Here is a 9888-nt window from a genome sequence, read left to right on the forward strand (position 1 = left end):
CTGGTTGGGCGATTGACGCCCACGCCGCATCCTATAGGGCGTGGAGCCGATGGAGAATAGGGGCCTTGCCTATCAACATGCGCCGCAACGGCTAGACTGGGTCGATGTCGCGCGCGGCATCGGCATCATTGCCGTGGTGGTCGGCCATGTCTGGACACGCGGACCCTTGCGCGACGCCATGTACAGCTTCCACATGCCGCTCTTCTTCCTGCTGTCGGGCATGCTCTCGCGGCCGCATCCCGTCGGCGCCTTCACCCGGCGGCAACTGGTCAGCCAGATGCGCCCCTATGCGATCTTCCTCGCGCTGCTGATCCTGGCCGATCAGGTCATCGAACCGGCCAAGGGCAATCTGCCGATCTTCCACCAATGGCCGCGCGATCTGCTGCCGATCCTGCTTGGCGGCTATTGGCTGCGCGGTCCCTATACCATCTTCTGGTTCGTGCCCTGCCTGATGCTGGCGCGCATCCTGTTCAACCTCGCGCTCAACCGCTGGCCCGATCCGCTCGACCGGCGCTGGCTGATCCTGATGCCGGGACTGCTGGTGCTGGCGGAGGGGCTGGGCTGGATGACGCAGGCCTCGCCGCTCGGCTTGCTGAGCGTGCCGATGGCGATGATCCTGCTCTGGGTCGGCGCGCTCTGGCCGCGGCTGCACTGGCGCAATTTCTGGATAGCGCCACTCGGCCTGCTCGCGCTGGCGGGCCTTGCCGGCTGGCTGCCGACCCTCAACATGAAGGCGGCCGACTATGGCTGGCCCCTGCTCTCGATCGCCTCGGGCATCGCGACGTCGCTGCTGCTGTTCCGCCTGTCCGCCCGCATCGCGCCCGTGGCGGCCCCGCTCGCCGCACTCGGCCGGGCGTCACTGGTCATCATGTATCTGCATGTCGCGATCATCCATTATGGCACGCCCTATCTGGCCAAGCCCTGGCTGCTCGCGCTCGCGCTGCTGGCGCCCCTTGCCCTGTGGCACCTCATCCGCCTGTCCCCGCGCCTCAGCCGTTGGATGCTCTAGGACAAGGACGGCGCCGACGCTGGCCAGGATCGCCAGCCGGCCAGGAAGAAGGCGATGGCCGCCATGGCGCGCGCATGCGTCCGGTCTGAAACGCCAGCCGGCTCGATCCCCTGCGCCGCCCGGTCCAGCGCCTCGCCGGCGACCAGCCGCACGAACATGTCCGCGCCCAGCCTGACGATCTCTGCCGGCCGGGCGCCATCCTCGGCCAGGATGGCGGCGATCGCCGTGCTGGCACGCTGGAACGGCCCATCGACGCTGAGCGCTAGCCCCGGCTGACGCGCCGCCTCCGCCACGATCATGCGATACAGCGCGATCGCATGGGGATTGAGCAGCCAGCCCAGCAAAATCTCGCCCGCCGCTTGCAAGCGCTGTTCCAGCGGACCTGCCTCGACCCGCGCCAGATTGGGCATGCCCGACTGGCGGGCCAGGCGCTCGACCACCTCGACGAACAGGTCCGACTTGGTCCGCGCGCGGCGATAGAGGGTGCGCTTGGTCACCCCGGCGCGGCGGGCGATGGCTTCCATGCTGGCCCCCTGGAAACCGGCCTCGATGAAGGTCGCCAATGCCGCATCCAGCATCGTCGCTTCAATCTGTTCGGCCGCCTCGCGCGACGGCCGGCCTGTCGGCCGCGCCGATCCGTCGCTCCCTGATCCGTCAGCCCGCTGGCTGGTATCGGTGGCCATCCCTGCTTTCCTTCCATTCGGCTCCGACATAAAAGGATACGGAACCGGATACTTTGAGTCGAGTTTATTTCCCATCGGTCATGCCGTCGCCCGGCGGCGATAATCAAGGAGCAGTTGGAATGGCGTTGTTTCAGGATCGGGTCGCGATCGTCACCGGCGGTGCATCGGGCATCGGCGAAGCGGTGGTGAAGGATTTGCTGGCGGAAGGCGCGAAGGTCGTCATCGCCGATTTCGACGAAGCGGGGGCACAGCGTCTCGCGCAATCCTGTGGCGAGGATCGGGCGCGCGCCTTCAAGGTCGATGTCAGCGATGCACAAGCGGTCAGCGCCAGTGTCGACTTCGCCGTCGAAACCTTCGGCGGACTGCATCTGGCGGTCAACAATGCCGGGATTGGCGCGCCATCCACGCCGCTGGCCGACATTGCCATCGATGACTGGCACCGGGTTGTCGGCGTCGATCTGCACAGCGTCTTCTACGGCATGAAATATCAGATTCCGGCGATGCTGAAATCCGGTGGCGGCGCGATCGTCAACATGGCCTCGATCCTGGGCGCGGTCGGCTGGGCCGGCTCCGCCGCCTATGTGACGTCCAAGCATGCGGTCGTCGGCATGACCAAGACCGCCGCGCTGGACTATGCTGGCCAGGGTATCAGGGTGAATGCGGTCGGGCCGGCCTTTGTCGAAACCCCGGCGCTCGGCAAGACCATGACCGATGCGGAACGGGCCGTCCTCGCCGGCCTGCATGCGTTCGACAGGCTGGCGCGCCCGGAGGAGATCGCTGCCATGACCAGCTTCCTCCTGTCCGATCGCGCTTCCTTCATGACCGGAACCTATTATCCGGTCGATGGCGGCTATCTGGCGCGCTGACGGCGCGGGGCGTCAGCCCTGCTGGATCAGCGACAGTCGATGATCCTCGCCGGCGCGGGCGACCAGGGCATAGGCGGCCTGGGCGATCACCTGCGCCTGGCTCAGCGCGGCGGCATCCTCCTGCTGGGCGGGAGCGACCGGGTCGGCGACGGCCGATGCCGCTGGCGACGCGTAATAGCCCGCGTCGGACAATTGCGTGTCCAGCGTGGTTTCCGGCGCCGCGACGGCCTGCGATCGCGGCGCTGGCGTGGGCGCGCTATAGGTCAGGGGCGACAGCGAAGGTGACAGGGCAACGCTATCGCTGACGACGGCGGCGGATTCGCTCGCGATCACCGGCGCCGGCGCGGTCGCTGCGGTAGTTGGTGTCGTTTCGACCGCCGGCTGGACGCTGGCGACCGGCTCGCTGGCCGCAACCGGCGTGGTGGCCGCCGGTGTGCTCGCCTCTGTCACTTTCGCTGTCGTGCTGCCGCTATTCTGGTTCGCCTGCCGAACCTTTTCGGCAAATTCTTCCATCGCCTTCTTGAACTGGCCCCAGCCATTGCTCGAGCCGCCGATCGCACCAACCATCTCTGTTTCGCTCCCGGTCCCCGATCCTGCCATGGCGCGGCGGGGGCTGCGAATTTGACAAGGAACGGGCTTATCCGGCGATTAAGCATTCAGTGCAGATGGCGCAGCTTGTCCGGGTTGCGCATGATGTAGATGGCGGTCACCTGGCCATCCTCTATGTCCAGTGCGGTGGTCTGCAACTCGCCATCGGCCTCGCGCGTGACGAAGCCGGGCAGGCCGTTGACCATGCAGGTGCGCAGCAGGGTCGATCCATATTTGCCGAACAGCACCGCCAGCGCCTTGTGGACCTGCATCACCTGGCCATGGCCGATCGCCGGGCGGATCGCGGCCGGGCGCTTGCCGCCGCCATCGCTGTGGAAGCTGACATCCTGTGCCAGCAGCGCGCCCAGAGCCCCCATGTCGCCGCTGCGCGACGCGGCGAAGAAGGCGCCGGCAATCTCCAGCCCGCGCTGTTTCTCGATCTGGAAACGGGGGCGGGCGTCGCGGACATGATCGCGCGCGCGGGCGGCGAGCTGACGACAGGCGGCAGCATCGCGCCGGATGGTCCTCGCCACCTCGTCAAAGGCGAGGCCGAACACATCATGCAACAGGAAGGCGGCCCGCTCCAGCGGCGAGAGACGCTCCAATGCCAGCATCAGCGGCAGGGTGACATCCTCTTCCTCGTCCGCTTCCTCGACAACCGGCTCGGGCAGCCAGGGGCCGACATAGGTTTCGCGCTGCGCCCGCGCCGACTTCATCTGGTCCAGGCAGAGCCGGGTGACGATGCGGCGCAAAAAGGCTTCGGGTTCGCGCACCGCGCCATGGTCGGCGCCCATCCAGCGAATGAAGGCGTCCTGCACCACATCTTCGGCATCGGCGACCGATCCGAGCATGCGATAGGCGACCCGGATCAGGCGGGGACGCAGCGGGTCGAAGCTGTCGGCGGCGTCCATCTGCGTCCCCCCTTCCATCAGGCTGCTGCCTTCATCGGCATGTCATACCAGAGGTTGAAGCCGACGGCGATGCGGTTCCAGCCATTGATGATGTTGATCATCAGGGTCAGCTTGACCTGTTCCTCCTCGGTGAACTCCCAGTTGAGCGCCTCCTTGGCCGCTTCATGGGCATGGCCCTTAGCGATTTCGGTCAGCGCCTCGGTCCAGCCCAGCGCAGCGCGCTCGCGGTCGGTGTAGCAGGGCGCCTCGCGCCAGGCCGACAGCAGGTAGATGCGCTGTTCGCTCTCGCCCTTCTCGCGGGCTTCATAGGTGTGCATGTTGATGCAGTTGGCGCAGCCGTTGATCTGCGACGAACGGATCTTCACCAGTTCGATCAGGCTTGGCTCCAGGCTGTCGGCCACCGCGGTGGACAGCGCGGTCCAGCTCTTCATCAGCTGCGGCGCGGCGGCATAGGGATTGATCTTGTCGGTCATGATACAGCTCCTTTGCTTGCTATTGCTGACATGACGAGACGGCCGTGCCCGATGTGACATGGGCAGCAATTTTTTTCGCAAGGGTCGAAAATATTTTGCCGATTCCTGCTCTGGACAGGGGGCGGGGGCAGGCGCTAGCGGCCGCGCCCTATGTCTATCATTGCCACCATTATGAACACGGCCACCGGCCAGCCCATCCAGAAAATGAAGTTCGAGCGCATGCCCAAGCCCTGGGTGTCGCTGAACCTTGAAAATGGCGAACTGGTCACCGCCGACCGCGTCGTCGTCGGCAAGCCCGCACCGGGCAAGTTCATCACCCCGGTCGAAGTCTGGGTCACGCCCAAGACGCTGGGATAATAAAAAGAAAAAGGAGCTGGCGCGCAGTCCCGGCGTGCCAGCTCCCTACAACCTGATGGCGCACCCATGCGACCGAAGAACGCAGCCAGGCTGCGTTCCCCAGACGGCGCGGGCGGCGATTAACCGTGCAGCTTGATCGCGGTTTCGGCGATCCGGCGGCCCTGATAGCGGGCGCCGTCCAGTTCTTCCTCGCTCGGCTGGCGGCTGCCGTCGCCATCGGCCAGGGTGGTCGCACCATAGGGCGAACCGCCGCGCACCTTGTCGACGCCCATCTGGCCGGCAAAGCCATAGTCCAGGCCGACGATCGTCATGCCGAAATGCAGCAGGTTGGTGATGATCGAGAAGAGGGTGACTTCCTGGCCGCCATGCTGCGACGCGGTCGAGGTGAAGGCTCCACCGACCTTGCCGTTGAGCGCGCCGCGTGCCCACAGGCCGCCGGCCTGATCCAGGAAGGCCGCCATCTGGCTCGACATGCGGCCAAAGCGGGTGCCGGTGCCGATGATGATCGCGTCATAGTCGGCCAGTTCGGCGACGGTCGCGACCGGGGCGTCCTGGTCCAGCTTGAAATGCGCATTCTTGGCAACTTCCAGCGGCGCGGTTTCGGGCACGCGCTTGATGTCGACCTGCGCACCGGCGGCGGCAGCGCCTTCGGCCATGGCCTTGGCCATCGTTTCGATATGCCCGTAGGACGAATAATAGAGAACCAGAACCTTAGCCATTGTCACGTCTCCTCATCTGAAACTGAAAGGTTGAAAGGGTGGTCGCCCGCACAAGGGAGGGAGCATGCGGGCGACCCGGACCGGTCCGTCGGGGGGAGGGGATGACGGACCGGTGCGTAAGCGTCATGTCTATTCGCTGTCGACCAGGACGATCTCGCTGTCCTCGACCGCGGTGATGGTGATGGGCGCGCCGCCGATGATGGCGGCGCCGTCCCGCGCCTCGAAGGTCTGGCCGTCAATCTCGATCCGGCCCGTCGCCGGGACCAGATAGAGATGGCGGCCTTCGCCCGTCTCATAGGTCACGCTGTCGCCTGCCTTGATCGTGCCGCCCAGCAGCCGGGCGTCGGCCCGGATGCGCAGCGCTTCCTTGTCCTCGTCATGGCCGCTGGCCAGCACCACCAGCTTGCCGGAGCGATCGCCCTTCGGGAAGGGCTTGGCGCCCCAGCTGGGCGATCCGCCGACCGACCGGGGAATGACCCAGATCTGGAACAGGGTGGTGGTCTCGTCCTCCAGATTATATTCGGCGTGGCGAATGCCGGTGCCGGCCGACATCACCTGGACATCGCCCGCCTCGGTGCGGCCCTTGTTGCCCAGGCTGTCCTGGTGGGTGATCGCGCCGGTGCGGACATAGGTGATGATCTCCATGTCGCTGTGCGGGTGGGGCGGAAAGCCCGAGCGCGGACCGATCTCGTCGTCGTTCCATACCCGGATCGCGCCCCAGCCCATGCGGGCGGGATCATAGTAATTGGCGAAGGAAAAATGGTGCCGTGCGTTCAGCCAGCCATGGTCGGCATGGCCGAGCGACGCGAACGGGCGGCGCTCGATGCGGCTCGCGGTTGTCGTGCTCATGGGGTCTGCCTTTCGAATGCGAATGCCGGATGCTTCCGGCTTGCTTTCCGACAATCTAGCGATCAGGTTCGTTTCTTGAATAAGCAGTGTTGAAACGGATTGTTTCCCTATGCGCCTACCTGATTTCGAGGCCTGGGCGATGTTCGCCGCCGTGGTCGAACATCGCAGCTTTACCGACGCGGCCAAGGCGCTCAGCGTCTCCAAGGCCACCGTGTCCAAGGCGGTGACCCGCCTGGAGCAGCATCTCGATACCAGCCTGTTCAGCCGCACCAGCCGCCGCCTGGCGCTGACCGAGAGCGGCCGGCGCCTTGCCGACCATGCCCAGCGCATCCTGGCCGAAGGGCAGGCGGCGGAGGAGGCGGCCCGCGACGAGACCGCCGAACTCTCCGGCACGGTGCGGCTGGGTGCGCCGATGAATTTCGGCCTGCTGCGGATCGCGCCGCTGATCGCGCAGTTCACCAAGGAAAACCCGCTGGTCGATGTCGACCTGCATCTGTCCGATGCGAAGATCGACATCGTCGAACTCGGCCTCGACGCCACCATCCGCATCGCCGACATGCCCGACAGTTCGCTGCGCGCGCGCCGGCTGGCCGACGTCCATATGCATGTCGTCGCCTCGCCCGCCTATCTGGCCGAGCGCGGCCGCCCGACCCATCCGTCCGACCTCGGCAGCCATGACTGCCTCTGCTATTCCAACGTCACCGCGCCCGATGTCTGGCGCTTCACCGGTCCGGGGCAGCAGAATGTGACGGTGCAGGTCCGCCCGCGCATCACCGTCAACAGCGGCGAGGCGATGATGCCCGCGCTGCGGCTTGGCGTCGGCATCGCCCGTCTGCCCGATTTCATCGTCGGCGACGCGATCCGTTCGGGCGAGCTGGAGGAGATATTGCTCGACTGGCGGCCGCCGCCCTTCGGCCTGCATCTGGTGACGCCGCCCTCGCGCCTGCGGCCGGCGCGGGTGGAGGCGCTGCTCGACTTCCTGACCCGCCACCATGGTTGCTGAGGCTGGTTTACGAAGTGCAAATTTCCGCCTTGTGACGGCCGCGGATCGCCCCTGCGAAAGGCGGAACCAGGGCAGGACTTTGCTCGTTTCGTCCCGGAATCCAGCTTGACTCGATAGGGATCGTTACGGGGTCAACGCTTTGTAAATAGATTCGTTTTTATACGACTCGCGGATTCCTGCGGGTTAGCGAAAAATTAACCTTTGTCCTTCAGAAGTTTTTTGGTTAATGATTGCGAGCAGAAACCGTTCTGGTGGGGTGAACGGACCTGCGACACGAAGGGGCTTCCAATGCGCGTGCTGCTGATTGAGGACGAACCGACCACCGCCAAGGCGATCGAGCTTATGCTCACGACCGAGGGCTTCAATGTCTACACCACCGATCTCGGGGAAGAGGGCCTCGATCTCGGCAAGCTGTACGACTATGACATCATCTGTCTCGACCTGAACCTGCCCGACATGCACGGCTATGACGTGCTGAAAAAGCTGCGGGCGGCACGGGTGCAGACCCCGGTGCTGATCCTGTCGGGCGTCGCCGAAATGGACAGCAAGGTCCGGTCCTTCGGCTTCGGCGCCGACGATTATGTCACCAAGCCGTTCCATCGCGAGGAACTGATTGCGCGCATCCACGCCGTGGTCCGCCGCTCGAAGGGCCATTCGCAGTCGGTCATCCGCACCGGCAAGCTGGCGGTGAACCTCGACGCGAAGACCGTGGAAGTGGACGGCAATCGCGTCCATCTGACCGGCAAGGAATATGCGATGCTGGAGCTGCTCTCGCTCCGCAAGGGCACGACCCTCACCAAGGAGATGTTCCTCAATCATCTCTATGGCGGCATGGACGAGCCCGAACTCAAGATCATCGACGTCTTCATCTGCAAGCTGCGCAAGAAGCTGGCGCTGGCCTGCGGTGGCGACAATTATATCGAGACCGTCTGGGGCCGCGGCTATGTGCTGCGTGATCCCGATGAGGTCGAGGCGCTCGAAGCGCGGGTTGCCTGATCGACCGCTGATTGCATGTCAGGGGGTGGAAAGGCCGGCGGTCCGATGGGATCGCCGGCCTTTTCCGTATCCGCCATATTGTTACAAATTATGTAATTTCCATAGAATTAAGCTGCCATTTACCATCGATGCCTAGGCCGGGGGTGAAGGAGTTTTATGTTCATGGGCCAGGCCATTCACCCCCACAGCCGCGATGCCGTCTGGGACGCCATCTGCCGTTCGCAGGCGGTGATCGAATTTGCGCCGGACGGCACGATCCTCTGGGCCAATGACCTGTTCCTGGCGACCATGGGCTATGCGCTGGGGGAGATTGTCGGCCGCCATCATCGCATCTTCTGCGACGAAGGCCAGGCGCGCTCGGCCGCCTATGCGGCGCTGTGGGACAAGCTGGCGCAGGGCGATTTCGATGCCGGCGAATATCGGCGCCTCGACAAGCATGGCCGCGACATCTGGCTGCAGGCCACCTATAATCCGGTCTTCAATGCCGAAGGCCGGGTCGAGCGTATCCTCAAGATCGCGACCGACACCACCCCGTCCAAGATATTGCGCGCAGAACTCAAGAGCACGGTCGACGGGCTGGTCGACATTGTCGACACGATCAGCGGCATCGCCAACCAGACCAATCTCCTCGCCCTCAATGCCACGATCGAGGCAGCACGGGCGGGCGAGGCGGGGCGCGGCTTTGCGGTGGTCGCGGCCGAAGTGAAGAAACTGGCAGGGGACACGCGCGCGGCGACCGATCGCGCCCGCGCCATGGTGGTCGCGTCCAGCTGATCCCGTCGTCCGATTGCGGACATGATGCGGCCGGCGATCCTATGGGGATCGCCGGCCGCTTCCGTCAGGCGACGGCTACGGGGTTATGGGGTCAATCCGTGGCCTGATCGGAAGAGGAAGGGGTAGCGGCCTCGCTCTGCGGCTGGCTGGTGCTGCCATGGGTCTCGCCGCTGCCCGAAACCTGCCCGCTGGCGTCGATCGAGGCGGCGCTGCCGACGGCATTGGTCGCGTTGCCCGCGACATTGCTCGCCGCCGATCGCGCGCCGCTGGCCGTCGAGCTGGCTCGATCCCGTGCGGTGGCAACCGTGCTGCCTGCCCGGTCACGGGCCGATGCCACGGTGCTGCTCGCCCGATCGCGCGCCGTCGCGACGCCGCTTTCCGCCCGGTCCCGTGCGGCGCCGACCGTGTCGCTCGCCCGGCTGCGCGCCGCATCGGTCGCGCTGGTCACATCGCTGGTGCCCAGCGTATCGACCGCCAGATTGCCGCTGGCCGATCCCGATCCGCTGGCCGAGCGGCTCTTGCCACGACGGCTTGCCGATCCTTCGGCGCGGCCATTGCCGTTGCCGCTGGCGCCGACCCGGCCATTGTCGAGGTCGATGCTGCGATCCAGGCTGCCCGATCCGCCGAACGAACCACCCAGCGTGCCACCCAGGCCGCCGG

At 65.6% G+C, this 9888-nt stretch carries 13 protein-coding genes; 6 read left to right on the forward strand and 7 right to left on the reverse strand.

Translation table 11 applies throughout. The features are described from left to right. The first annotated feature begins 49 nt into the window (after positions 1-49). Positions 50-1009 (forward strand): acyltransferase family protein, encoded by a 960-nt coding sequence (locus tag BRX37_RS11990; protein WP_125987187.1) that lies wholly within the window; start codon positions 50-52, stop codon positions 1007-1009. Here BRX37_RS11990 and BRX37_RS11995 read toward each other — a convergent pair. Continuing rightward, complete coding sequence (locus BRX37_RS11995; RefSeq protein ID WP_125987189.1) at positions 1006-1692, reverse strand: TetR/AcrR family transcriptional regulator; 687 nt, start codon at positions 1690-1692, stop codon at positions 1006-1008. The two genes, BRX37_RS11990 and BRX37_RS11995, sit on opposite strands and share 4 nt — an antisense overlap. A gap of 119 nt (positions 1693-1811) precedes the next feature. Between BRX37_RS11995 and BRX37_RS12000 the strand changes: the two genes are divergently transcribed. After that, positions 1812-2558, forward strand: coding sequence for an SDR family NAD(P)-dependent oxidoreductase (locus tag BRX37_RS12000; RefSeq protein ID WP_125987192.1), 747 nt, complete (start codon positions 1812-1814; stop codon positions 2556-2558). 12 nt (positions 2559-2570) lie between these two features. Here the strand turns inward: BRX37_RS12000 and BRX37_RS12005 are convergent, their stop codons facing one another. The 3 genes from BRX37_RS12005 to BRX37_RS12015 form a co-directional block, all read right to left on the reverse strand. Then, positions 2571-3125: a hypothetical protein gene (locus BRX37_RS12005; protein WP_125987194.1), complete on the reverse strand. Its 555-nt coding sequence runs from the start codon at positions 3123-3125 to the stop codon at positions 2571-2573. 89 nt (positions 3126-3214) lie between these two features. Next, complete coding sequence (locus tag BRX37_RS12010) at positions 3215-4075, reverse strand: sigma-70 family RNA polymerase sigma factor (RefSeq protein ID WP_125987196.1); 861 nt, start codon at positions 4073-4075, stop codon at positions 3215-3217. Next, entirely contained in the window at positions 4075-4530 is a 456-nt protein-coding gene (locus tag BRX37_RS12015; protein ID WP_125987198.1) for a carboxymuconolactone decarboxylase family protein, read from the reverse strand. The genes BRX37_RS12010 and BRX37_RS12015 overlap by 1 nt, the downstream gene beginning before the upstream one ends. Before the next feature lie 171 nt (positions 4531-4701). On the opposite strand from BRX37_RS12015, the gene BRX37_RS12020 reads away from it, so the two are divergent. After that, positions 4702-4887, forward strand: a complete 186-nt coding sequence (locus BRX37_RS12020) for a hypothetical protein (RefSeq protein ID WP_004212193.1) — start codon at positions 4702-4704, stop codon at positions 4885-4887. 119 nt (positions 4888-5006) lie between these two features. Here BRX37_RS12020 and wrbA read toward each other — a convergent pair whose 3' ends face one another. Together wrbA and BRX37_RS12030 are read right to left on the reverse strand one after the other, a co-directional pair. Beyond that, a complete protein-coding gene (gene wrbA / locus BRX37_RS12025) occupies positions 5007-5606 on the reverse strand; it encodes an NAD(P)H:quinone oxidoreductase (protein WP_125987200.1) in 600 nt (199 codons plus the stop codon). Between the two features lie 129 nt (positions 5607-5735). Next, positions 5736-6455: a pirin family protein gene (locus tag BRX37_RS12030; protein ID WP_125987202.1), complete on the reverse strand. Its 720-nt coding sequence runs from the start codon at positions 6453-6455 to the stop codon at positions 5736-5738. A 109-nt stretch (positions 6456-6564) separates the two neighbouring features. Here BRX37_RS12030 and BRX37_RS12035 point away from each other — a divergent pair, with 109 nt between their 5' ends. The 3 genes from BRX37_RS12035 to BRX37_RS12045 all read left to right on the forward strand — a co-directional run bounded on the left by BRX37_RS12035 (position 6565) and on the right by BRX37_RS12045 (position 9228). After that, a complete protein-coding gene (locus BRX37_RS12035) occupies positions 6565-7458 on the forward strand; it encodes a LysR family transcriptional regulator (protein ID WP_029548055.1) in 894 nt (297 codons plus the stop codon). Between the two features lie 288 nt (positions 7459-7746). Beyond that, positions 7747-8454, forward strand: coding sequence for a response regulator transcription factor CtrA (gene ctrA, locus BRX37_RS12040; RefSeq protein WP_004212203.1), 708 nt, complete (start codon positions 7747-7749; stop codon positions 8452-8454). 156 nt (positions 8455-8610) lie between these two features. Beyond that, the gene (locus BRX37_RS12045) at positions 8611-9228 is read left to right on the forward strand and encodes a methyl-accepting chemotaxis protein (protein ID WP_017502956.1); all 618 of its coding nucleotides are present in this window, start codon (positions 8611-8613) and stop codon (positions 9226-9228) included. Positions 9229-9319: 91 nt separating this feature from the next. On the opposite strand, the gene BRX37_RS12050 is transcribed toward BRX37_RS12045, so the two are convergent. Beyond that, a partial coding sequence (locus BRX37_RS12050; RefSeq protein WP_125987204.1) for a hypothetical protein occupies positions 9320-9888 on the reverse strand: 569 nt, incomplete at its 5' end.

The organism is Sphingomonas sp. S-NIH.Pt3_0716 (assembly GCF_003950715.1).
GTDB lineage: Bacteria > Pseudomonadota > Alphaproteobacteria > Sphingomonadales > Sphingomonadaceae > Sphingobium > Sphingobium yanoikuyae_A.

Excerpts from the sequence above, each read along its gene's own strand:
- BRX37_RS11995 (WP_125987189.1), bottom strand. The coding sequence starts at position 1,692 with ATGGCCACCGATACCAGCCAGCGGGCTGACGGATCAGGGAGCGACGGA.
- BRX37_RS12000 (WP_125987192.1), top strand. The coding sequence starts at position 1,812 with ATGGCGTTGTTTCAGGATCGGGTCGCGATCGTCACCGGCGGTGCATCG.
- BRX37_RS12030 (WP_125987202.1), bottom strand. The coding sequence starts at position 6,455 with ATGAGCACGACAACCGCGAGCCGCATCGAGCGCCGCCCGTTCGCGTCG.
- BRX37_RS12020 (WP_004212193.1), top strand. The coding sequence starts at position 4,702 with ATGAACACGGCCACCGGCCAGCCCATCCAGAAAATGAAGTTCGAGCGC.
- BRX37_RS11990 (WP_125987187.1), top strand. The coding sequence starts at position 50 with ATGGAGAATAGGGGCCTTGCCTATCAACATGCGCCGCAACGGCTAGAC.
- wrbA (WP_125987200.1), bottom strand. The coding sequence starts at position 5,606 with ATGGCTAAGGTTCTGGTTCTCTATTATTCGTCCTACGGGCATATCGAA.
- BRX37_RS12035 (WP_029548055.1), top strand. The coding sequence starts at position 6,565 with ATGCGCCTACCTGATTTCGAGGCCTGGGCGATGTTCGCCGCCGTGGTC.
- BRX37_RS12005 (WP_125987194.1), bottom strand. The coding sequence starts at position 3,125 with ATGGTTGGTGCGATCGGCGGCTCGAGCAATGGCTGGGGCCAGTTCAAG.
- BRX37_RS12045 (WP_017502956.1), top strand. The coding sequence starts at position 8,611 with ATGTTCATGGGCCAGGCCATTCACCCCCACAGCCGCGATGCCGTCTGG.
- BRX37_RS12010 (WP_125987196.1), bottom strand. The coding sequence starts at position 4,075 with ATGGAAGGGGGGACGCAGATGGACGCCGCCGACAGCTTCGACCCGCTG.
- BRX37_RS12015 (WP_125987198.1), bottom strand. The coding sequence starts at position 4,530 with ATGACCGACAAGATCAATCCCTATGCCGCCGCGCCGCAGCTGATGAAG.
- ctrA (WP_004212203.1), top strand. The coding sequence starts at position 7,747 with ATGCGCGTGCTGCTGATTGAGGACGAACCGACCACCGCCAAGGCGATC.